Source organism: Lacihabitans sp. CS3-21 (assembly GCF_024343675.1).
Taxonomy (GTDB): Bacteria; Bacteroidota; Bacteroidia; order Cytophagales; family Spirosomataceae; genus Leadbetterella.
Genome location: NZ_RJUD01000007.1, coordinates 105,882 through 128,729 on the forward strand (window position 1 = coordinate 105,882; position 22,848 = coordinate 128,729).

Annotated in this window: 21 protein-coding genes; all 21 read right to left on the reverse strand. The window is 35.4% G+C overall.

Features of this window, described 5'->3' with window-relative positions:
• Nucleotides 1-36 precede the first annotated feature (36 nt).
• On the reverse strand, nt 37-1,074 hold the full coding sequence (locus EGI24_RS06630) for a hypothetical protein (RefSeq protein WP_255047575.1): 1,038 nt from the start codon (nt 1,072-1,074) through the stop codon (nt 37-39).
• Nucleotides 1,075-1,188: 114 nt separating this feature from the next.
• The gene (locus EGI24_RS06635; RefSeq protein WP_255047576.1) at nt 1,189-1,791 is read right to left on the reverse strand and encodes a tRNA-(ms[2]io[6]A)-hydroxylase; all 603 of its coding nucleotides are present in this window, start codon (nt 1,789-1,791) and stop codon (nt 1,189-1,191) included.
• A complete protein-coding gene (locus EGI24_RS06640) occupies nt 1,781-4,051 on the reverse strand; it encodes an RND family transporter (protein WP_255047577.1) in 2,271 nt (756 codons plus the stop codon). Before EGI24_RS06640 ends, EGI24_RS06635 begins: the two co-directional genes overlap by 11 nt.
• Nucleotides 4,052-4,242: 191 nt before the next feature.
• Nucleotides 4,243-5,232, reverse strand: a complete 990-nt coding sequence (gene meaB / locus EGI24_RS06645; protein WP_255047578.1) for a methylmalonyl Co-A mutase-associated GTPase MeaB — start codon at nt 5,230-5,232, stop codon at nt 4,243-4,245.
• The gene (gene yjjX, locus EGI24_RS06650) at nt 5,229-5,762 is read right to left on the reverse strand and encodes an inosine/xanthosine triphosphatase (RefSeq protein ID WP_255047579.1); all 534 of its coding nucleotides are present in this window, start codon (nt 5,760-5,762) and stop codon (nt 5,229-5,231) included. The genes meaB and yjjX overlap by 4 nt, the downstream gene beginning before the upstream one ends.
• Nucleotides 5,759-6,439 (reverse strand): 2-C-methyl-D-erythritol 4-phosphate cytidylyltransferase, encoded by a 681-nt coding sequence (locus EGI24_RS06655; RefSeq protein ID WP_255047580.1) that lies wholly within the window; start codon nt 6,437-6,439, stop codon nt 5,759-5,761. The genes yjjX and EGI24_RS06655 overlap by 4 nt, the downstream gene beginning before the upstream one ends.
• A gap of 66 nt (nt 6,440-6,505) precedes the next feature.
• Complete coding sequence (gene queA / locus EGI24_RS06660; RefSeq protein WP_255047581.1) at nt 6,506-7,558, reverse strand: tRNA preQ1(34) S-adenosylmethionine ribosyltransferase-isomerase QueA; 1,053 nt, start codon at nt 7,556-7,558, stop codon at nt 6,506-6,508.
• 211 nt (nt 7,559-7,769) lie between these two features.
• Nucleotides 7,770-8,555 (reverse strand): PhzF family phenazine biosynthesis protein, encoded by a 786-nt coding sequence (locus EGI24_RS06665; RefSeq protein ID WP_255047582.1) that lies wholly within the window; start codon nt 8,553-8,555, stop codon nt 7,770-7,772.
• Nucleotides 8,552-9,277 (reverse strand): gliding motility-associated ABC transporter permease subunit GldF, encoded by a 726-nt coding sequence (gldF, locus tag EGI24_RS06670; protein WP_255047583.1) that lies wholly within the window; start codon nt 9,275-9,277, stop codon nt 8,552-8,554. The genes EGI24_RS06665 and gldF overlap by 4 nt, the downstream gene beginning before the upstream one ends.
• Before the next feature lie 8 nt (nt 9,278-9,285).
• Nucleotides 9,286-9,801 (reverse strand): DUF4199 domain-containing protein, encoded by a 516-nt coding sequence (locus EGI24_RS06675; protein ID WP_255047584.1) that lies wholly within the window; start codon nt 9,799-9,801, stop codon nt 9,286-9,288.
• A gap of 4 nt (nt 9,802-9,805) precedes the next feature.
• Nucleotides 9,806-10,318: a DUF4199 domain-containing protein gene (locus EGI24_RS06680; RefSeq protein WP_255047585.1), complete on the reverse strand. Its 513-nt coding sequence runs from the start codon at nt 10,316-10,318 to the stop codon at nt 9,806-9,808.
• Nucleotides 10,315-11,598, reverse strand: coding sequence for a dihydroorotase family protein (locus tag EGI24_RS06685; RefSeq protein WP_255047586.1), 1,284 nt, complete (start codon nt 11,596-11,598; stop codon nt 10,315-10,317). Before EGI24_RS06685 ends, EGI24_RS06680 begins: the two co-directional genes overlap by 4 nt.
• 102 nt (nt 11,599-11,700) lie before the next feature.
• Nucleotides 11,701-12,084: a glycine cleavage system protein GcvH gene (gene gcvH, locus EGI24_RS06690; protein WP_255047587.1), complete on the reverse strand. Its 384-nt coding sequence runs from the start codon at nt 12,082-12,084 to the stop codon at nt 11,701-11,703.
• Nucleotides 12,085-12,282: 198 nt separating this feature from the next.
• Complete coding sequence (gene ccoS, locus EGI24_RS06695) at nt 12,283-12,444, reverse strand: cbb3-type cytochrome oxidase assembly protein CcoS (RefSeq protein WP_255047588.1); 162 nt, start codon at nt 12,442-12,444, stop codon at nt 12,283-12,285.
• Between the two features lie 2 nt (nt 12,445-12,446).
• Nucleotides 12,447-14,870, reverse strand: coding sequence for a heavy metal translocating P-type ATPase metal-binding domain-containing protein (locus EGI24_RS06700; protein ID WP_255047589.1), 2,424 nt, complete (start codon nt 14,868-14,870; stop codon nt 12,447-12,449).
• Nucleotides 14,871-15,182: 312 nt separating this feature from the next.
• Complete coding sequence (locus EGI24_RS06710) at nt 15,183-16,109, reverse strand: glycosyltransferase (RefSeq protein ID WP_255047591.1); 927 nt, start codon at nt 16,107-16,109, stop codon at nt 15,183-15,185.
• A complete protein-coding gene (locus EGI24_RS06715; protein ID WP_255047592.1) occupies nt 16,109-17,836 on the reverse strand; it encodes a glycosyltransferase family 39 protein in 1,728 nt (575 codons plus the stop codon). The genes EGI24_RS06710 and EGI24_RS06715 overlap by 1 nt, the downstream gene beginning before the upstream one ends.
• On the reverse strand, nt 17,833-18,810 hold the full coding sequence (locus EGI24_RS06720) for a glycosyltransferase family 2 protein (protein WP_255047594.1): 978 nt from the start codon (nt 18,808-18,810) through the stop codon (nt 17,833-17,835). The genes EGI24_RS06715 and EGI24_RS06720 overlap by 4 nt, the downstream gene beginning before the upstream one ends.
• Nucleotides 18,811-18,835: 25 nt before the next feature.
• Nucleotides 18,836-20,917, reverse strand: coding sequence for an OmpA family protein (locus EGI24_RS06725; RefSeq protein ID WP_255047595.1), 2,082 nt, complete (start codon nt 20,915-20,917; stop codon nt 18,836-18,838).
• A gap of 198 nt (nt 20,918-21,115) precedes the next feature.
• Nucleotides 21,116-22,078: an electron transfer flavoprotein subunit alpha/FixB family protein gene (locus tag EGI24_RS06730; RefSeq protein WP_255047596.1), complete on the reverse strand. Its 963-nt coding sequence runs from the start codon at nt 22,076-22,078 to the stop codon at nt 21,116-21,118.
• Nucleotides 22,079-22,099: 21 nt separating this feature from the next.
• Complete coding sequence (locus EGI24_RS06735) at nt 22,100-22,834, reverse strand: electron transfer flavoprotein subunit beta/FixA family protein (protein WP_255047597.1); 735 nt, start codon at nt 22,832-22,834, stop codon at nt 22,100-22,102.
• Nucleotides 22,835-22,848: the final 14 nt, after the last annotated feature.

The following is a 22,848-nucleotide window of genomic DNA, read 5'->3' on the forward strand; positions in this document are numbered from 1 at the left end:
TCGCCTGAGGAGCTTCATTATTTACAAAACCAGATATCAGTCCACCCAATCAGCTATGAAAAGATTGGTGTCTCTCGTACCGCCATTGTCTCTATTTGAGCTAAAAATCAGCTTTTTGCCATCATAAGAGAACATTGGAAAGGCATTAAAATTACTTTCTGTGGTTATTTTTTGGAGGTTGGTACCATCTGTATTGATCAAGTAAAGTTGAAAATCGTACCCTCTTTGTGAATGGTGATTCGAAGCAAAAATTATCTTGTCTCCTTTTGGCGTGAAATAAGGAGCCCAGTTCGCTTTTCCCAAATTCGTAATTTGTTTTAAATCCGACCCATCTACATTGCATGTAAAAATCTCCATATTGGTGGGTGCAACTAGATTCTTTTTTAAGTTCTCTTTATATTCCTCTCTCTCCGCATCACTGTTAAAACGCGAAGCTCTGAACACCAATTTCTTACTATCAGGTGAGAAGAAAGCTCCACCGTCATACCCCAATTCATGGGTAATTTGACGAACATTTTTACCATCGATATCCATGATGTACAAGTCCAAGTCTCCGTTTCTTGTACTGGTAAAAACTATGCTTTTACCATCTGGTGAAATCGTGGCCTCTGCGTCATAACCAGGAGTATTTGTGAGTTGTTTTTTAATTTTACCTTTCAGGTCAGCCACATAAATATCAAAAGTCTCATAAACTGCCCAAAGATACTTTTTACCCATATCTGGCGGCATAGGACAAGCGTGTCCTCCTGCTTCATGCGTACTGGCATAAACCACACTTTTACCATTTGGCATAAAAAAACTACAGGTCGTTCTTCCCAATCCAGTGCTTATTAAGTTCGGCTTCATGGTTTTTGTGTCTTTTTTTACGTCTAAATAAAAGATTTGGTCACATTCTAAGCCCCACTGTTTATTGTCAGACTGAAAACTGATGTATTTATCATTTCTACTGAAATAAGCTTCGGCGTTGTTGCCACCAAAAGTCAATTGCCTAACATTTTTCAAGTGTTTTTCGTCAACACCTTGTGCCCAAAGATTATAAGAAATCAATGTCAACACGAAAACTAAACGGTTCATATTAAGTAAATTAAATTATTTTTTATTGTAAATATATTTTCAAGGAATCAAAAACTTGGTTGTGGAGTTTGAAAGGAAACAAACTTTGAACTCACCAACTCAGATCGACAAAAATCAATGAAATCTATCTTCTCTAACGTCTAAATACTTCATAATCTTGGCTTCCTGAACCAGTAATTCTTCCCAACGAATCCTTACTTTCTCCTTTGCGTTGTACTTTTCAGCAATTTCTATAAAGTTCCTGTAATGTAGTGCTTCAGCAATCATCAATTCATAATAAAACTTACTCAGCGATTGATCAGAAATATGCTCAGACAAAAGTTTAAACCGCTCGGCACTACGTGCTTCTATCAGTGCAAAAACCAAAGTATCCTCCATTAATTGGTCGTATCTCGAACCACCGCCACGCTTACACTTATCCAATTGAATTACATACTCATCTTTCCGTTTGTTGGTGAGTTGAATATTTCTTTTTTTCATCTCTTTCAAAACAGCCTGAAAATGTCCCCATTCTTCGGTCACAACAGGTGAAAGTGTATCGACAAGAAATTCACAGTCAGGATATTTTACGATTAGAGTTATGCATTTTGTGGCTGCTTTCTGTTCACAAAATGCATGGTCTATCAGAATATCGGCTATATTCATCTCGGCTATATTTACCCACCTTGGATCTGAGGGTAATTTCAGGCCGAGTGTAGTTAACTGGTTATTTTCCAATATTTTTCAATTGTTTTAAACTTTGCCTTTTGTCCAAAGTCATTAAAAAACATGGGAGCAAAATCAGATTGGAAACCATACCAATTAATAGGGTTATGGAAACCAACAAACCTAAGAAAACCGTGCCTTTAAAACCCGAGGCAACAAAGATACCAAAGCCGAAAAATAATATTATAGCGGTATAGAACATGCTTATACCTGTAAACTTTATCGTTTCAGACACAGCCTGCGATATGGTTTTACCTTTTAAAATTTCCTCTTTGTATTTAGTTAGGAAATAAATGGTGCCATCGCTAGCTATTCCAAAAGCGATACTGAAAATGAGTGTGGTGGATGGTTTTAGTGGAATACCAAAATAACCCATAATTCCTGCAGTAATAATCAGCGGAATGATACTCGGTATCGTCGAAATCATGACGGTTCGGAAATTTAAAAACTGCGAGGCCATAACCATGGAAACTAAAATAATGGCCAAAAGGGTACTTTCTCCTAGATTGCCCAACAAATAATCGTTGCCTTTCGTAAAAACTACCCCATTTCCCGTAAGTTTTACTATAACCTGCTGTTCATTTGGCTTCCATTGATTGTTTTCTTTATCAAAATTGAAAATCGTATCTGCTTTCGCTTGCAAGGCCGTAAACATCTCTCGCATTCTAATTGTCCCAACATCTGCACTTTGAAAACTTACCCGAGTTTTTTGTTTTTTGGCATCCAAAAATGCTGTAAGCATATTCTCTCCTTTACCAGTTCCTTTCACATACTCAGCCATTTTTTGCAACTCTAAAGCCGGAGGAAGTACAAAATATTTCGGATCGCCACCTCTATACCCTTGATATACAAACTTTAAACCTTCAACAATAGAAAGTGGTTTTGTAAACTCTGGGTACTTTGAAAACTCTCTTTGTAAAAGCTTGATTTGAGTTAATATAGTGGGATTGAAAACCCCATTATCTTCTTTGGTATCAATCATTACTTCAAAAGGTACAATCCCTTTAAAGTTTTTCTCAACAAACTTTAAATCGGCAAAAATTGGATCTTTCTCTGGCAAATCATCCACAACAAATCCAATTGCTTTTATTTTAGTAGCTCCATAAACAGAAACTAAAACGATGGCTGCTACAACCCAATATGTAATCGTTCTTCGGCTATGAACAAAAAAGTCTATTTTTTTTAAAATCTTAGAAATGGCTTTGTTTTCTAAATGCCTTACATGCTTTGGTTTAGGATCTGCCACATAACTGAAGATAGTGGGAATCAATATCAAAGAAATGGCCCATGTAGCTATTACTGCAATGGCTGCGACCAAACCGAATTCAAGCAACAAAGGACTTCCCGTAAAATAAAACACAAAAAAGCCGATAAACGTAGTAACGTTGGCAATAAAAGTGGTTTTGCCTATTTTTTCAATTGAAATAAACAAAGCCTCTCGTTTATTTCCAATCCTTAGGTATTCTTCTTGGTATTTATTTATCAAGAAAATGGAATTTGGAATACCGATAACGATAATGAGCGGCGGTATCATACCAGTAAGAATCGAAATTTTATAGCCAAAAAGTGCTATCAAACCTACGGACCAAATAACCGCAATGATGATTACAGAAATAGAATAAAATACAACTCTGAAAGACTTGAAAAAAAGATAAAGAATGAGTGTGGTTACTAAAAAAGCCAAACCCATAAACAAACTCAATTCTTCTCTGACCTTAGACATGAAGTTGGTCCTAATAAAAGGCATGCCAGAAAAATGTATATCGATATTATTTTTTTCACCAAAAGCCTCAGCCTCAGATTCTACCAACTTGCTAAGTGTTATTCTATCTTTACTATTTAGTTTAGTTTGATCAAAAGTAACTGCCATAATGTGTGCATTTCCTTGATAAACCAATCCTTCATAAAATGGCAAACTTGAAATTTTACTTTTTAAGGAATCTAATTCTACCTGAGTGGAAGGTTTTGAGGTAAGAAGAGGTTTAAATTCGAACTTTTTTTCTATTTCATTTTTTTGAATTTCGGCCAAACTTGCTACCGAAAGTACATTTTTTATTCCCTCAATATCCTTGATTTTTTGGGTCAAATCATACCAATCACCAAATACACCTAATTCATAGATTTTATCTGATTCGATGGCTATGACCATTACGTTTCCATCTTCTCCAAATTGTTTCTTAAAGTCCTCATAAACCTTGAAACTTTCATCATTTTGAGGCAAGATTTTAGGAAGTTCATAGGAAAGTTCTAGTCCTGTGATTTGATATCCCATAAAAATAGTTATCAAACCAATCAAGCTTAAAAACTTTAGGCGATGATTTAAAATTAGACCGGCTACACTTTTCCAAAACCCAGAAAACAAATTATTCAAAAAGGACATATAGGATTAAAATTGAAACGTTTGTACAAAAATACGGATTTAAGTTTGTGTGAGGAAATAATTTAGACCGGATTACGAGCATATTATCCCAAATTGAGCAAATCGAATATCTGTTTGGCTGCATCAAGTGGACTTAATCTTTTGGAGGTAACTAAGCTTTCAAACTTTTCTATGCTTGACTTTATCATCTCATTTTTTTGCAAATGTTTTTGTATCATATTAAGAAGGCATCGGTTCATCCAATTCAAGGCTTGTGAATTCCGATTTTTTAAAAAAAAGCCGTTTTCTTTCACTTTAGACTCAAATTTTATCACAAAACTCCAAATCTGATCAAATCCAATACTGTTTATAGAAGAACAATTTAATATTTCTACAGCTGGCCTAAATTCTCTCGCAGGGAAAAGGTGCAAAGCTTGATTGAAATCCCCAATTAACTTACTTAAAACTTGACTATCTATTTGATCAGATTTGTTAACCACCACTAAATCAATCATTTCCATAATACCCCTTTTAATTCCTTGAAGATCGTCACCTGCACCGGCAATGGTCAGAAACATCAGCAGGTCTGTCATTTCTTTAGCAGCTGTTTCTGATTGACCTACGCCTACAGTTTCAACGATAATAAAATCGTATCCAGCGGCTTCACAAAGCAAAATACTCTCCAAAGTGCTTTGAGCTACCCCACCCAACTCAAGTCCGGCAGGACTTGGACGTATAAACACATCTTTCCTCCCTACTAATTTCTCCATCCGAGTTTTATCTCCCAAAATGCTTCCGCCACTTATTTTACTACTGGGATCAATGGCTAGAATTGCTACTTTTTTACCTTGCGATAAAAGAAAATCCCCAAATCCGTCAATAAATGTACTTTTGCCAACTCCCGGAGCACCCGTAATCCCCATTCTAAAGCTGTTGCCGGAATAAGGTAGAATTTCGTTGACCAATGAAAGGGCATTTGCCCTATCTTTTTCAGACTGACTCTCTACCAAAGTTATAGCTCTGCCCAGAATAGCCTTATCAGACGCCAATACGCCATCCTTGAGCTCTTGGATAGTTAGTCTATTTTTTATCATTCGTATAAATCTGGTTTTAGAAAAGGAATCAAAGCCAAAATAACTGCTTGGGTATAATATTGAGTTCTGTCTATGACATTATTGGTTAAGAGTCCAGTCGTACCCATTTTTTGTTTGGTATTACTTAATCCAAAAACAATTTCGTCAGCATGGCCCAATTCATATCCTTGTTTTATTAATTCTATAACTTTCTGAGGGAGAAAAAAGCCGGCAGTTCGTGCTTTACCCATTTTTGATTGATCTAAAACCACAATCCAAGCCATCGCTTCCATCTCTGAATGCCCGTGTTCTATATTTCCACCTTCGATACCGACCCAAAAATCAGCCGAGACAAATTGTTGTCGGGCTTTTACCGCTCTATTGTATGCTCCTTTAAATGTTTCTTCATCGCCCATTGGTTGATCGCTTACATCCGACCCAACCTCAACACCCTCAAAAACAAACTTGTCTCCAATAAACATACTTTCAAATCCTATTTGGGCAGATTTTATTTTGACAGGATTTTTTGATGCAACAATTACGCTCTTCATTCCCTATTATTTTTTAAAAATATCTCTGCGATTTCCATATCTTCGGGGCTAGTAATTTTTATATTTTTGTAATCACCTTCCATCAAATTGATTGTCTTTCCAAAATGCTCGACCACTGAGGCGTCATCTGTAAAAATATAATTATCTTCAACTTCATAAGCCAGCTTTAACATCTCTAAATCGAAAGTTTGCGGTGTTTGAATCAGTTTTACATTTTTCCTGTCTATGGCTTTATTCCCAGATTCGTCTAATAATCTCACTGAATCCTTTGAATCCACACAAACAACTGCACTTGAATTTTGTGATGCCAACTCAAAGGATTTTTCTATAATTTCAGTGGTCACAAAAGGTCTAACCCCGTCGTGAACAGCAACTAATCCAACGTTTTCTTCAATAGAAAAAAGTGCATTTTTTACCGATTGAAACCTTGTTTTACCACCTTCAACTACGCTTAATCGGGATAAATCAGAAAAATACAAAATACAGTTTTTTTGCCAATATGCAATGGCATCTACTGGTAGTGCTAAAATAATTGACAAATCACGGATTTGTAAAAATTTCTCAATGGTATGAACAAGAATTGGCTTATTGCCCAATGGAAGAAACTGCTTCGGCACAGAAGCTTTCATTCTACTTCCTGAGCCGCCAGCTACTATTATTGCGTATTTTTTGGTCATAAAAAAAGTGTCGTACTTGGCACGACACTTCAAATATAGTTTCTAAAATCTAATATCTAAAAAATATTAAATAATCAACATGGCATCACCGTAAGTAAAGAATTTATATTTCTCTTTGATTGCAACCTGATAGGCCTCAGTGATGGTTTCATATCCACCAAAAGCACAGGTCGTCATCAACAAAATTGACTCAGGCAAATGGAAGTTTGTCAAAAGTGCATTGGTAATTTTGAAATCGTAAGGAGGAAAAATAAACTTATCTGTCCAAGCATTATTGATAGGTTTTAGCCTATCATTGGCCGACACAGAAGATTCCATGGCTCTCAAAGTTGTACTTCCTATGGCACACACTCTTTTCTTATTATCCAACGCGTTGTTTACAATTTGACAAGTTTCCTCAGGTATAAAAAAGTTCTCAGAGTCTGTTTTGTGTTTGGTTAAGTCTTCCACCTCTACTTGTCTGAAGGTACCGATACCAATGTGCAAAGTCAAAGGAGCGTAAGCGACCCCATTGATTTCCATTCTTCTTACAATGTTTTTGGTAAAATGAATACCTGCAGTGGGTGCAGCCACAGCACCTTCTACATCTGCAAAAATAGTTTGGTAACGCTCATTGTCGACATCTGCAACTTCTCTTTGCAACACATCTTTAGGAATCGGCGTCTCCCCGAGTTCATAAATTGCTTGCATCATTTCTTCATGATTTCCATCAAAAAGAAATCTTATTGTTCTTCCGCGTGAGGTGGTATTATCAATAACCTCAGCTACTAAATCGCTATCTCCAAAATAAAGTTTGTTACCCACACGAATTTTACGAGCTGGATCAACCAAAACGTCCCAAAGACGCATTTCTCTGTTTAGTTCTCTTAACAAAAAAACTTCGATTTTTGCACCAGTTTTTTCTTTCGAACCATACAATCTGGCTGGAAACACTTTGGTATTGTTGGAGACCATTACGTCACCTTCACCAAAATATTCTGAAATGTCTTTGAACATTTTGTGTTCGATTTTACCTGTTTTACGGTGAAGAACCATCATTCGGGCACCGTCGCGGTCGTCTAGTGGATATTGAGCAATTAGGCTGTGTGGGAGGTCAAATTTAAAGGCAGATAATTTCATTTATTATTTATTTCAAATATTTAGAATTATTTAAACCGAATATTCATGTAAAATTAAAGATAACATAACGTATTTTTAATTTCAATCCAAATCTTATCGGGCTGCAAAGGTACAAAATCCAATAGGCCGTTGTCAAGTGAATTGGCATTTATCTTGAAATAAATACTGAAAATCAGACAATTGATAAAATTTTACAAAATATTTGGCAATTCTAGAAAGAAATTTCACCCTGAAGGTACAGATTTGCTTTACCTCCAATCAATACTCTACCATTTAAAAGTTCGCAGCTGACCTCTCCCCTTCTTTTAGATATTTGACAAGCATTCATTTCGACTTTCCCAAGAATAGCTGACCAATAAGGAATCAACTTAGTAAATGCAGAGCCTGTAACAGGATCTTCATTCACACCGACTTTAGGGCCAAAAAACCTACAAATAAAATCATATTTATCTGATCTTGAAGACGCTATAATACCCCTTGCATCTATCTTTGACAATAATCCAAAATCTGGATTTAGGCTAGAAACTTGTGTTTCATTTTCAAATATTATGAGTACATCATCTCCAGCTCTGAAGATTTGAAAAGGGGTTGCATTCATAGCCTGTTCAATTCCTTCTAGACTTTTTACTTCTTCAGAAATAACTGCAGGGAAGTTTAAATAGAAATCTTCGTTGGTTCTTGAAACAGAAAGTTGCCCACTTTTGGATTCAAAAACTAAGGTTTCTCCCTGAAACCCTAATATTTCAAAAATCACATAAGCACTGGCCAAAGTAGCATGACCGCATAGGTTAACCTCAACATTCGGTGTAAACCACCTAATATGAAACCCTTCAGAAGTTTTAACAAAAAAAGCCGTCTCTGATAAATTATTCTGTGCAGCAATTTGCTGCATAATTGCATCTGAAAGCCAAAAATCCAAAGGAATCACCGCAGCTGGGTTTCCAGAAAATGGATTTGCAGAGAAAGCATTAACATGATAAATTTTTAATGAGTTCATTTCCTGATTTTATTAAGAACCATTTGTGTAAAAACCAAAAAGAGTGCTGAAAAACTCATCAAAAAAACGAAATTTCTACTGTCTAACATCCCTTTTCCCAAAGAAGCATAATGAAAATCTAAGCCCAAATAACTCAGATAAAATTGAAAACCACCACTAAACAAATTAGAAAGTTGACCTATACCATCATAAAAAAAATAACAAACAATAGCGGCCAAAATAAAGGCAACCACCTGATTCTTAGAAATCGCGGAAGTAAAAATCCCTATTGCTGCGTACGCAGCAGACAAAAGGACCAAGCCAAAATAAGAACCAACAACCGCTGCAGAGTCAATATTACCAAGCGGGTTTCCTAATGCATAAATGGAGAAATAATATACTACAGTAGGAATTAAAGCTAGCAAAATGATACACAAAGAAGCAAAATACTTTCCCAAAATTATTCCGCAAAGTGTGATAGGCTTAGTAAAAAGCAACTCCAATGTACCCGTTCTGAACTCTTCAGAAAACATCCGCATAGTTACGGCTGGAATCAAAAAAAGGAAAATATATGGACAGAAATCAAAAAATGAGGTCATTTCAGCATACCCATAATCCAACACGTTGGAGTTTGGGTACATCCAAAGCATGAGGCTGGTTATCAATAAAAAAACTCCAATAACTATGTAAGCTATTAGAGAATTGAAAAAAGTTGATATTTCTTTTTTGAAAATACTAATCATATCTATTGTTAAGAAAATACTGGTTTGTCCTTTTTCATAATTGCCGACATGATCAAAGACGCTATAAAACCAATGAAAATGGCTCCAAGAACACCCCATAAAAATCCCAATCCAGAATTTGCGGTACTCTCAACTTTCTGAACAGCCTCTTCTATTTGGGCATCTGACAAACCCATGGATTCGTATTGCTCAGTAATCATTTCTATCTGTTGATCAATTAAAGAGGGATCAATATACTTTCTGTAAAAATTATCAAAAAGTACTGATATAAGGGCACCGGTGCTTATGGTCAACATGCCCAATCCGAGACCATCTTTAAAAGTCATAAAACCGTTGTTGAGTGTTTTGAACTCATTAAAAGCCAAGTATAAAACACCAAAAAGCATAATTAGCATAGCTAACAAACCCACAACCCAGTTTTTCCAAATGCCTGTGTTGTACGCTAAAGTGTTGTAAACAATACCTACGATACCGTAAATCAATCCCCATTTAAGGGCAATTCTTGCAGAAGATACTTTTTCCATATTTTCAATTATTAAGTTTTCTCATTGACATACCAAACAAACTAATGGCGACAATTGCGATCTGTTTAAACAACAAATCGTCTGTGATGATTACAGAATGTTTTTGAGTGTCAAACGAAAGCAAACTCTGCCTGTATGATTTTTCGTTTAAAATCTTTTCAAACATTTCTTTATCTTTCAAAAGCAACGATTTACCGTGAATCATCCAATCTATAAACGGTTTATCATCAATAAATTCTATGAATAAATATACCAAAATTCCTGAAATTAATGCACCTATTATATTGGTAAGAAATCCAATAGAAAATGCTTCATAGAAATGTAAATAACCTCCGTTATTTCTTTTAAAATACCAAATGGAAGCCCAAATCATTATGATATTTATACCAATGTCGGGTCTTCTCAGTGCAAGTGGATTGGGTTTTGTACTATACATGGCCAAAAAAAACAAAAAACATGCAACGCCTGCCAAGCTGCCAAAAATTAGAGCGTAATTTAATATTTGTTTTCTTTTCACTTACCTAATATTTTATAATTACCGTTGTTGAACACCGCCAACGCCTTACCTTTCAATACTTTACCTTTAAACGGACTATTTTTACTTGCAGATTTAATGCTAACTTCTAAAAATTCAAATTCCGTATCAGACTGAAAAACCGTGAGGTTGGCCATTTTTCCTGATTCAATACTCAGACTTTCCAAACCAAATAATTTCCTTGGATTAGTAGCAATTTTGTCAATAATTGTTTCCAAATCCAAATCAGAATAGGTGTTAACCACTGAAAACAAAGTTTGAGTTCCAATAACTCCAAAATCTGCTATATCAAACTCCACATTTTTATGTTCGGCATCCAGAGGGTTGTGATCAGACACAATCATATCAATCGTTCCGTCTTTTAAACCTGCCTTTAAAGCTTCAATATCACCCGAACTCCTAAAAGGTGGAAAAACCTTAAGATCCGTATTAAAATCTAACAAAGATTCGTCTGTAAATGCTAACTGATGTGCTGCAATATCGCAACTAACAGGCAGACCTTTTTTCTTTGCTTCTCGAATTAGATTAACCGACTCCTCCGTGGAAATTGTCGAAAAATGTAACAAAGGCTTGTCGGATTTTATGCCTGAATATTCCAACAATTTCAAATCACGCATGATCATTATTTCTTCTGCTGCGGAAGGAATACCTTTCAAACCCAACATCGTGCTGGTAATTCCTTCGTGCATTTGGCCAAACATACTCAAATATTTGTCTTCCGATTTGTTGACCAGCAAAGTGCCTAATGGCTCTAAATATTGTAAAGTCTTCAATAAAATATCCGAACTTTGAATGGGACTTTTGCCATCCGAAAATCCCACTGCACCACTGTAATGCAAATCCATCATGTCGGTAAAATCTTTACCTTCACAATTCTTTGTAATAGCACCCAGATTTAGAAACTGTACGAGATTGTATTTGGAAAAATTCTTAAAATATGACAAAGATTCCTTGCTTTGTACTGTTGGATGTGTGTTTGGAAAGCCAATAACAGTAGTAATCCCCCCTTCCAAAGCCGAATTTTGCAAACTTTCTAGGTTCTCAAGCCACTCTTCACCTGGATCTTTATAATGAACGCCACCGTCAACCCAGCCTATTGAAAGACAGATATTCTCTCCAGAAATAATTTCATCAAAATTAGAGGATTCAATATTCGAGTTTATATCTGAAATCAACCCTTCAATAATAGCCACATCCATTGTCTTTTTGTGAAAAGACGAACTTGGGTCAATTATGTAAGCATTCTTAATTAAAACTTTCATCAGCTGTATAAAAAAAAAGCCCTAATGGGCTAAAAATCAATATAATTACAAAAAAGAAAATGTTAAAATGGTTTTTTTTAATAGATTCTTCATTCGTTTATTTTAAAGACCAATTGATGATTTATATGCATCAACATCCAATAATTTTTCTACATCGGACAAATCAGCCACCTCCATTCTTATTAACCAACCACCTTCATAAGGAGAATTATTTACTAATTCAGGCTCATCAGCCAAACTTGGATTTACTTCTAAAATTTTACCTGCAACTGGCAAAAACAAGTCAGAAACCGTCTTAACCGCTTCGATTGTGCCAAAAATTTCATTCTCTCCCAACTCCTCTCCTTCAGTTTCTATTTCAACGAACACGATATCTCCAAGTTCGCTTTGAGCAAAATCCGTAATGCCTACTAAGGCTACATTCTCACTCTCCATCTTAATCCATTCGTGTTCTTCAGTGTATCTTAAATCAGCAGGAAAATTCATTTCTTTGTATTTGTTTTAAAAGTGTACGCAAGTTACATCTAAAGATTTATTTCTCAAAAATGAGCATTGATTAATTTTGTTTTTTTACAAAACGAAAACACGTCTATCTAAAAAATAAGTAAAGGCGGCGACAAAGTCACCACCTTTAGCTGGAAGAGTATTTAAACCCTAATTGATTGGAATCGCTTTTCAGCTTCTTTAATGTGTTTTATTTTCTTCTCTATCATTATCCATTAATATTCTCACCGAAGGCGAAAAAGTATCATCAAACTGACCATCTTTTGTCGCCCAAAAGAATGCCACGAGGAAACTTCCTGCTATCAATATTGCTAAAATCACCAAAATTATTATGACTTCCATTTCTATACTAATTTTCTAAAGCGAGCTGTCAACCAAGTAAGACCTACGGCAAAAAACACCACTGACAGTGTACTAAGCGGCATAAATATGGCTGCCAAAACTGGAGACAAATTACCACTGGCTGCCCAACCAACCCCTATAATGTTATAAACTACCGAAAGCAAAAAACTAAGTTTTACAATATTCAAAGCAGTTTTACTGAAGCCAATATAATCAGCCAAATTTTCAAATTTATTGGCATCTAGAATAGCATCACATGATGGAGAAAAAGCTTGAACATCCTCTGTAAGTGCAATTCCAATTTTAGATTCACGCAAAGCACCGGCATCATTTAAACCATCACCTATCATCATCACCTTTTTCCCTTCAGATTGTAATTCTTTTATATAATTCAACTTATTTTGTGGCGTTTGGTCAAATCGCATATTTTCTCCAAAAACTGGCCTTAGAAAATTCTCCATTTTGTTGTTATCACCCGAAAGCAGTGATAATTCAAAGGTTTTCTTAAAATTAGCCAACAACTTTTTCCAATTTGATCTAAATCTTGGTTCTATGGTAAAAAACCCTTTGTATTCGCCTGCTATCAAAATATGTACCTCAGAATCTCCAACATTTTTGGTTTGGCCATTCACAAAATCTAACTTTCCAACTTTTATGGAAGTACCATCTACTATAGCTTCAATCCCTTGCCCTTTTACTTCAAATATATAATTAACTTCGAGAGGAGCATTTTGAGACAAATGACTGGCCACCAACTTACTCAATGGATGAACTGACTGTGAAACTACGCTAAAAACAAGTCTTTCTTCGTAGCTATTTAAATCACCCACTAATCTTACCTCTCCTTTATTGGCCTCCGTTAGCGTCCCTGTTTTATCAAAAACAATGGTATCTATTTCTGATAATTGCTGAATAACTCCTTGATTTTTAACAAAAAACCTATTCTTGCCAAAAATGCTCATCGTGGTATTCATAGTAAATGGCAGGGAAAGTGTAAGTGCACAAGGACATGCCACCATTAAAACCGCAGTAACGGAAGGCCAAATCAAAATTGGGTCGTTGAATTTCCAGTAAATACCTACCAGGAGAGCAAGAGCTATGGTCAAATAGGTAAAATATTTACTAAAGGCATTGGCCAGTTCTGTGGTAGGAATTTCCTTTTCTTTCAGGAAACTATCGTTGTTCCACAACTGGGTTAAATAACTCGTAGAAACAGGTTTCTGAACCAACAATTCTATTTGTTCCGCTACTTGTCTACCTCCTGCAAATACAGTTTCCCCTTTGAGTTTCTTGACAGGTTTTGATTCACCCGTTACAAAACTATAATCTATCAACGCATTGCCATTCAATAAGACGGCATCCGTTGGAATCAGTTCTTGGTGATGAATATAAAAGACATCCCCTTTGGCTAAGCCATTTACATTTTTATATTGTGAAGACTCGTTTTTTACTTTTACCGCCAAAGGAAAATACGATTTATAGCTTCTATCGAACGACAAATAATTAAATGTAACTTGCTGAACCCATTTTCCAACCAATAAAAAAAGAACCAGGCCTGCCATACTGTCCCAATAACCTGCTCTATGAGAAACGAAAGTTTCGAAAGTACTTCTTAAAAATAAGGCTGAAATTCCCAAAGCAATAGGAATATCCACACTTAGAATCTTACTATTTCCTTTTAAATTTTCAACGATGCTGTAATATGCACCTTTGAGATAATCACTTGCTCCGTAAAAAAATACAGGTAAAGCCAGAATAAAATTGAAGTACAAAAAGAATTTCTGATAGGTAGCATCTAGTTGGTTGGCCAAATCTAAATTAAAATATTCTGGAAAACTCATCATCATAATATTGCCTGCACAAAAACCAGTTACACCTATTTTAAAAAGTAAGCGACGTGTTTCGTGGTCAATTATCTTTGGTTTTCCCGTACTTTCAAGATTGATTTGAGGTTCATAACCCAACGTGGCCATCAATTCAACAATTTCCTTGAGCGATACAATATTCGGATCAAAATCTAAAGCCAACTCCTTCTTGACAAAGTTTAATCTGGAAGAAATAACACCTTTTAAGATTTTTGGGAAATTTTCTAATAACCAAACACATGAGCTACAGTGAATAGAAGGCACATTTAAAATGACCTTAGCCATATGCTCATTTTTAAAAGATAGTAATTCGGCCTCAATATTTTTTTCGGACAAATAGTCAAATTTACCTTTAAAATTCTTCGATTTTAGGCTTACTCCAGCATTGCTATTGATATCATAGTAGCCACAAAGGTTATTATTTTTCAGAATATCATAAACGGTAAAGCACCCAGAACAACAAAAATGTTTGTTATCTTCCTTGATATCCTCGTCTTTGCAATCATTTCCACAATGATAGCAAACCACTTTAGAATCTACAGCTGAAGTTAAATTATTCATCAATCGGGTTTTACGATTACAAAAATCCGATATTCAGATATAGAAAAGCATGGAGGGAATCATCAAGAAACATGATTTTGGTCATGTTTAAGATATTACTGGCAACAAAATTCAAAGAATCCTTTTAAAAACGAAGAATATATTTTCTTCTAATTGAATTTATTAAAAACTTCTTTTGCATTACGAAACTCTCGATGTGCATTTGTGCATAATCCTGCTTCCATTGTGAAAACACAATAGGTTCGGCTTTCAAAAACCTGGTGTAATCGATTTTTTTTGTAGTTAGAAATTCTTCAAAATTTAAATGTTCCATTATTCAATAAAATCAATGAATTTTTTATACCCAAAATACGGAATGAAACTATTGTATCGCCTAGAGCTCAAGACCATAAACAATATGAATAAAGCGATAAAGAAGCCTTGTATAAATACAATAAAAAAGCCCATGACCAAATTTGAAGCCCAACCTGGAGTAGCTTGGTGCATCACAAATTTAAGATAAATTGCAATACTGGCTCCAACTACCGAGAATGAAACCATGATACTCGCAAAAATAAGAATCCTTACAGCCGTGAAATCTAAAAAAACAGATATTGCACTCATACCATGTAAAATCAATGAAGTAAAATTCATTTTTGACTTCCCTGCCAACCTTACCCCTCTATCCAAAGGGACAGAATCAAAAGGCAATTTTGAGCGGATTACTCCCCCTGGATAGTTATTCCATATTTCAGAGACATTGGCCAATTTCTTGATTTTTGACGCAGGTATTAAGCTATAATTTCCAAATGTTATCACATGCCCGGTAAGAAACTTAAAGATGAACTTGTAAACCAAATAGAACAATTTAAATGCAAATGACTCCGTGCGTTTTTTCCGTTGAGCAAAAATTATTTTGTCTGGCGAAGTTTTAGATTTCTCCATTAAATCAACAATATGCTCTGGTTGGTCTTCTCCGTCAGAATCCATGACAAATACCAAATCGGCTTCGTTGTGATCAGCCAGATAGGCTAACCCAATGGCTATCGCTCTTTGATGCCCTTGATTACTCATCAGGTGAATAACCTTTATGTCGAATTCTTTAAAACTTGTAGAATCAAAAGGTAAACTTGAACAATCATCAACTGCCAAATAGGACAATTGCGTGTCTTTATTTTTAAAAATAGATTCTGTTTTAGTCAATAAAAGTTTGAGGGCTTCCCAATCATTGTAAACAGGAAAAACGATTTGTATCTTCATCAATATCTGTATTTTGTACCTTCAAAATCAAAAATAAGAAGTTTTTCCCCATTTTCTTTTTTCAAAAATACTTTATCACGTTCGTTTACATCAATTTTTTCTGGAATATTTGACTTTTTTGGCAGATAAAGGTTCAAATATTGGGCATCATTTAAATATACCAATTTCTTGTTGTCAAACACTTGATCATAAACCTCACTGTAACCGCCAGGAATGTAAAGTGTATCACTTATTTCATACTTTTCAAGAATAGATGCTGCAGCATGGAGATAAGGATTTGGAACTCTAGCAGGCTCAAACCAAGCATTCATGGTTGATTTGTCTTCAAAATAAGACATAATTTCGAACTTAACAGGCTTGTACTGATGTACATAAACGAATGCTAATAAAACAAAAGCCATTTTTGAAAATTTCAATAATCGGTATATTCCAAAACCTAACAATATGGCCACAAATGGTGAAGCCACTCCGATATATCTATGTGTTAAACTTGTAGTATGTCCATTTTTTAGTGCGTCGTTTACGACAAAAAGTATCGGCAAAATGAACATCAAGAGAGAAACTGCCAAAAGAATAAATTGGGATTGACTGAAAGATTCCTTCGGCTGTTTAAAAATATACTCTATTGCAAAAAAGACTATAAAATAGAAGCAATTGGCCAACACAATATCTTCCATAATACGATGATTGATAGCCAATAATCCTATAGCTAAGACAATTAAAGAAACATAAATTTTTTGTTTATTTTTAAAATAATAAGCTCCCAAAAGTAATACGAAAAACAAATAAGTAATCGCTACATTCTTTAAACCAGAATTTAATTTTATGAACAATCCTTGAGTAATGATACTTGAATCGTAAACCAACTCAATAGTTTTCTTTGCCACTAAATTAGGTGTACTTAATTGGATAGCCGCGTCAGGCTTATTGACATTTAATTGTGCAAGCTTCAAATGTTTCTCATTCTTATCTTTCAAGAAATCCATGGCAATGTATCCACCGCCCCAATTGAACCAATATAGCATCAAAAGCACATTAAATATAGCCGCAGATATAAAGCCAAACCAAAGATGTTTTTTGTTTTTTGCTAACAAAAACACCAATCCGTGACTAAGAGGTACCAAAAAATTAAGGTAATGGTTTAGAAGGGCTAAGCCAATTAATGCTGAGTAAATAATAAAAATACTCGCTTTTTTATTTCCCCTGAATATTTCAATAAAATAATAAGTGGCCAAAATGACCAACAAAAAAGAAAGTGTATAACTTCGGGCAATGTGGCTCTGAGCTATATTTAGCGGATCTAAAGCTAGTAAAAACCCAGAAAGAAATGCAATAGTTTTACTTTGAAAAACTTTCAAAGAAAATAGATAAACCACTACGACCGTGAGCAAACTAAATAATGCACTTAAAAACCTAACAGAATAATCACTGTTTCCAAACAACTCCATCCAAAAATGAAGAATTCCGTTATAAACAATATGTGTACCGAAATCGGAATGGGCAATTGCCTCAAAATAGTCATTGATGTTTTTTGAGGCCCAAAAATCTTGAGGAGTAAAGTACGGTTTGTTGAAAATGTCCAACTGATTGCCACCTCCAACCCAAATACCATTGGCATTTAATAGGGTGAATTTTTCATCCGTAAAAAGCCCTCTATTGTCTAATTTTGAGAACCTAAAATAGGAAGCCAAAACAACCAAAATAATCAAAAGACCATATTTTCTCATCGTCCAGAATTACGGTTTTGATGAGCATCATCACCAGAAATTTTTTCAATAATATATCTTGGCCTGCCTTTAACTTCTTCATAAATTTTACCGATATATTCTCCGATAAGGCCAATGGCAATCATATTTGAGCCACTAAAAAATGCCATTGGAAGTACAATTGACGTCCAACCTGAAACCGCAACTCCTCTTAGTTTGCTTGAAAGTACAAATAGGCCAATTATCACCGAAATAATAAAATTGATTATGCCAAACCACAATACCATTCTCATTGGAACGGTAGAAAACGAGGTAATTCCTTTCCAAGCGAATGCCAACATTTTGCTAAAAGGATACTTGCTCTCGCCTGCCTCTCTTTCTAGTCTCTTGTAATAAACTTTGTCAGAAGGAAATCCAATGGTAGGAATAATGCCCCGAATGAACATATTATATTCCTTAAAATTGGCAAATTCCTTTAATACCTTATTATCTATTAATCTAAAATCGGCATGATTAAAAACCACTGGAACTCCGAGTTTATCCATTATTTTGTAGAATAGCTCGGCAGTAAATTTCTTGAAAAACGTATCCGAAGACCTGTCTTCTCTAACTCCATAAACTACAGAATTACCTTCTGAATATTTTGCGACCATCTCTCCAATGGCATTTATATCGTCTTGAAGGTCAGCATCGATCGAGACATAACAGTCGTACTGGTCAATAAAACTAAAAAGCCCAGCCAATACAGCATTTTGATGTCCAAAATTCTTGGCTAATTTTATCCCCAAAACTCTAGAATTGCTTTTGGTAATTTCGTCTATTATTGTCCAAGTGACATCTTTACTTCCATCGTTTATATAACAAATTTTGCTCTCTGAGTCAATTTTATTTTGCTCTAGAAGTTGATCAAAGTATAAATTTAATTTTTGATTTGTTTGGTGTAAAATTTCTTGCTCGTTATAACAAGGAACTACAAGTAGGAGTTTTGGGCTCATAAGTATCATTTAGCTTACAAAAATACTACATTTTGGTGATTGTAAATTCCACTCTTCTGTTTTTCTTTCGAGCTTCTTCTGTAGAATTCCTTACTACAGGTTTATAGGGGCCCCAAGATTTTATAGCAATTCTTTTCTTATCAATAGTACCATCTTTGGTGATATATTCTTTTACTGCCTGTACCCTATCTTCAGCCAACTTGATATTCTTAAACATATCTCCTTGATTATCAGTATGGCCTTCCAATAAAATTTCCATTTGAGGGTTTTCTGTCATCATTTTCCTTACTTTTTCCAATTCCTCAAAAGATTCATCCTTGATAATTGATTTTCCTTGATCAAAAAACAAATTTTGAAGAACCATTTTCTGCCCTTCTACCAAAGGCAGCAAATCAAAAACAGCCTTAATTTCTTTATATTTAGTTTCCTTACTTAAGTCTACGATGACCTTAAAATCTCCATAACCTCCTAGTGTAGCGGTTAATTCATATTTTTTGCCAGTACTTAAAATTGACTTGTTCAACAAAGTTTCCTCATCAAATGTCCAGTTCACAATACTGGTGCTGTCTTTGACTTGATCTAAAGCTTCAAACCTTATCTGGGGCATTATTAATTTATTGGTCATTTTATCCTTAAACTGAAAATCATACATAATCACCACTTGGGGTTTTATGCTTGGAAATAGCTTAATTTTAAAAATATCATCTGATCCCAAAGAATTTTTCAAAGAACTGAAATAGGCAAACTCTCCAGAAGCAGGAATAGTAATGTAGCCATCCCATTCTGGAGAATTTATCACAGGACCTAAATTTACAGGTTCTGACCAATTTGTCCATGACTCATCGAGTCTGGTGGTTACATAAATATCTGCATCTCCATAGCCTGGGTGCCCATTAGAATTAAAATATAAAGTTTTATTGTCAGCAGCTAAAAAGGGAGAACCTTCATTTCCTGCGGAATTTAAAATCTGACCAAGGTTTATGGGTTTAGCATAGCTGTTATCAGAGGTTTTAAAAGATACATAAAGGTCTTTATCTCCAAAAGTATCTGACCTTCTAAGTCCCATTACCAAATATTTTTCATCCGAGCTTATGGCATACTCCGTAACGGTTTTCTTTACTTTAACCTTCTCATCATAAACTTCTAATGCTTGAAAATCTACAATCCGGATTTGCTTAGGTAGCTCCCATTTTTTATTTTTCATGGTTGCTTTTGACAAACCAGCCACATACTTGCCATTGGGAAGATATACATTCAAAACAAATAAACTCTTTCCGTCGGCAGAAATAGTCGCGGCTGCATTATTAGCAGAATTATTTATGGGTTCTCCTATATTAGTTGCTATATCCCAGGTTCCATTTTTTGTCAATTTGGAAACCCAAACATCTTGAGGAACTTCTAAAACTTTGTCATTTTTCCCTGATTTGTCTTTTGTATTTTCAGGGTGATTTAACCTAGTAAAATACAAAAACTTACCATCAGGAGAAACGATTGGGGCTACTTCTCCATACTTGGAATTGATGTTAATCCCAAGATTTTCTTTTTCTAGGTTGGGCGGTAAATTTTCTGCCACATTTATTTTGGCTACAAAAGGGTGGTCGCTACTTGAGATGCCTATGGCGTCATATTCTTTCAAACCTTTGTTGAGCGAATGCACAATCAGGATCTTGACAGCACTGATTTCAACTTGTGTTTCAGGAATAATAATATTCCAAAGTCGGCCGCTCAATCTCGGAGCTGGATCTCGATTTTCATAAAGGAGAATTTCAGTATTGTCTTTAGAATATCCAAAAATCCTTCCAATCGCTCCTGGAGTTACGGTTTCGCCAATTATAATCTGCTTAACCTTTATAGCTTTTTCGAAACCAACTTTTATATAATCTTCTCCAAATCCAGAACCCGTTGGACGCCAACTGCAAGGAGAACTGACCGTCTGAGGAAGTACATTGGGTTTATTTAAAATCTGTATCGCCCTGTTTTTTGGTGAGTAAATTTCATCAACTGTTTCTGAAGATTTTTCTAATACTTTATTCGCCCATAATACCTCTTGCGAATAGATAAAATGGCTTATACTAAAAAATAGAAGTATAAAACCTCTCAATTTCATTTTTTATATAAAAGATGTACAACTAACAAAGTTAACGAAAACTACCAATTACAAATTTAAATTTTATTTTGATTATTATGATTTTTTGTATGATAAGAATTCAGAAAACTTGATAATAAATATGGTTAAATTCTACTTTAGACGCAATAAAAACAAAAAAGCCTCCAAATGGAGGCTTAAACACTAAAAAAAATTCTATTATAAAGCCTTAACAGCAGCTGTCAACTTCGGCAATACGTCAAAAACATCACCTACAATGCCGTAATCTGCTGCTTTGAAAAATGGAGCTTCAGGGTCTTTATTGATAACCACAATCACTTTTGATGAGTTTACACCCGCCAAATGCTGAATAGCACCCGAAATACCACAAGCGATATAAAGATTTGGAGCAACTTTGACACCTGTTTGACCCACATGTTCGTGGTGAGGTCTCCAATCCAAATCCGAAACAGGTTTGGAACAAGCCGTAGCAGCTCCCAATGCTTCTGCCAAATCTAACAGTGGCTGCCAATTTTCAGGGCCTTTCATTCCTCTTCCGCCGGAAACTACTAAATCCGCCTCAGGCAAAGAAACTGTCCCAGACGCTTTTATCGTTTCTAACACTTTCGAACTTTCGGTCAGACTTCCAGTATCAACTGAAAGTTTTTCAACTGTAGCCGCATTTGCGGATTCTTCCAACGGCAAAACATTTTTCTTAATAGCAATAAACTTAACCTCACTATTTATAGAAGTTTCAGCAAAAGCTTTTCCTGTAAAAATGCTTCTTTTAACCTTAAAACCATTTGATGTTTCAGGTAATTCCACCACGTTTCCGACCAATCCAGCTTTTAAAGCTCCGGCGGCTCTGGCCATAACGGCATCAGCCAAAGATGATTTTGCGGAAATCACAATTTTGGCAGAGAGAGATTTCGCAGTTTCAGACAACACTTTGCTGTAAGCCATGATGTTTTCAGAAGTCAAATTCTGAGCATTGGCATGTAAAACTTTGGTAGCACCAAAATTTCCCGCTTTTGCCAATTCGTCGTCAGAGGCACTTCCAATGGCTAAAACTGTCATAGAGGCCCCAACTTGGGCAGCCACTTTTGAACCATAAAAAATGGCTTCTAGAGATGATTTTTTAAATTGACCGTCGGCCAATTCGGTATATACTAAAACGCTCATAATGTTTTCTTTTTAAAGGTTTTACAAAACTTTAGCTTCTGTTTGCAATAATTTTATCAATGAACCTGCATCTTCTGCAGATATCATTTTACAGGCACCTTTTGGAGCTGGTAATTCAAATTTATCAATGTTGGTCAATGCTTCAGAACTTGGTGCTATCACCGCCAAAGGCTTGGTTCTGGCTGACATAATACCTCTCATATTGGGTATTTTCCATTCAGCAATGGGTTCTTGACAACCCAACACCAAAGGTAAACTGGCTTCTAATTTTTCTTTTCCTCCTTCTATTTCTCTCGCCAAAGTAGCTGTATTTCCTTCAAGCTTTAACTCCATTACTGGTGAAAAAGAAGGAATTCCCAATAACTCTCCGACAATGCCATGCACCACGCCTGAGTTGTAATCGGTGGTTTCACGTCCCATCAAAATTAGGTCAAAACCCTTGTCTTTGGCATAATTGGCAATTTCTGAGGCAACTAAAAACGAATCAGTTGGTTCTGCGTCGATTCGCACCGCATCATCGGCTCCTATGGCCAATGCCTTTCTAATCTGTGGCTCGGCATCTGCTAAGCCAACATTAAGCACCGTTAAAGTTCCACCGAGGGTTTCTCTCAACTCCACCCCTCTTGCAAGTGCGTAATCGTCATAAGGCCCAATGATGTACTGAATGCCTCCCTTACTAAATTTGGTATTATTTTCTTCAAAAGAAATCTTTGAGGTCGTGTCTGGCACACTCGAAATACAAACCAGTATTTTCATAAAGATTGAATTTA

Excerpts from the sequence above, each read along its gene's own strand:
- EGI24_RS06630 (WP_255047575.1), bottom strand. The coding sequence starts at position 1,074 with ATGAACCGTTTAGTTTTCGTGTTGACATTGATTTCTTATAATCTTTGG.
- EGI24_RS06640 (WP_255047577.1), bottom strand. The coding sequence starts at position 4,051 with ATGGGATATCAAATCACAGGACTAGAACTTTCCTATGAACTTCCTAAA.
- meaB (WP_255047578.1), bottom strand. The coding sequence starts at position 5,232 with ATGATAAAAAATAGACTAACTATCCAAGAGCTCAAGGATGGCGTATTG.
- yjjX (WP_255047579.1), bottom strand. The coding sequence starts at position 5,762 with ATGAAGAGCGTAATTGTTGCATCAAAAAATCCTGTCAAAATAAAATCT.
- EGI24_RS06655 (WP_255047580.1), bottom strand. The coding sequence starts at position 6,439 with ATGACCAAAAAATACGCAATAATAGTAGCTGGCGGCTCAGGAAGTAGA.
- queA (WP_255047581.1), bottom strand. The coding sequence starts at position 7,558 with ATGAAATTATCTGCCTTTAAATTTGACCTCCCACACAGCCTAATTGCT.
- EGI24_RS06665 (WP_255047582.1), bottom strand. The coding sequence starts at position 8,555 with ATGAACTCATTAAAAATTTATCATGTTAATGCTTTCTCTGCAAATCCA.
- gldF (WP_255047583.1), bottom strand. The coding sequence starts at position 9,277 with ATGATTAGTATTTTCAAAAAAGAAATATCAACTTTTTTCAATTCTCTA.
- EGI24_RS06675 (WP_255047584.1), bottom strand. The coding sequence starts at position 9,801 with ATGGAAAAAGTATCTTCTGCAAGAATTGCCCTTAAATGGGGATTGATT.
- EGI24_RS06685 (WP_255047586.1), bottom strand. The coding sequence starts at position 11,598 with ATGAAAGTTTTAATTAAGAATGCTTACATAATTGACCCAAGTTCGTCT.
- gcvH (WP_255047587.1), bottom strand. The coding sequence starts at position 12,084 with ATGAATTTTCCTGCTGATTTAAGATACACTGAAGAACACGAATGGATT.
- ccoS (WP_255047588.1), bottom strand. The coding sequence starts at position 12,444 with ATGGAAGTCATAATAATTTTGGTGATTTTAGCAATATTGATAGCAGGA.
- EGI24_RS06700 (WP_255047589.1), bottom strand. The coding sequence starts at position 14,870 with ATGAATAATTTAACTTCAGCTGTAGATTCTAAAGTGGTTTGCTATCAT.
- EGI24_RS06710 (WP_255047591.1), bottom strand. The coding sequence starts at position 16,109 with ATGAAGATACAAATCGTTTTTCCTGTTTACAATGATTGGGAAGCCCTC.
- EGI24_RS06715 (WP_255047592.1), bottom strand. The coding sequence starts at position 17,836 with ATGAGAAAATATGGTCTTTTGATTATTTTGGTTGTTTTGGCTTCCTAT.
- EGI24_RS06720 (WP_255047594.1), bottom strand. The coding sequence starts at position 18,810 with ATGAGCCCAAAACTCCTACTTGTAGTTCCTTGTTATAACGAGCAAGAA.
- EGI24_RS06725 (WP_255047595.1), bottom strand. The coding sequence starts at position 20,917 with ATGAAATTGAGAGGTTTTATACTTCTATTTTTTAGTATAAGCCATTTT.
- EGI24_RS06730 (WP_255047596.1), bottom strand. The coding sequence starts at position 22,078 with ATGAGCGTTTTAGTATATACCGAATTGGCCGACGGTCAATTTAAAAAA.
- EGI24_RS06735 (WP_255047597.1), bottom strand. The coding sequence starts at position 22,834 with ATGAAAATACTGGTTTGTATTTCGAGTGTGCCAGACACGACCTCAAAG.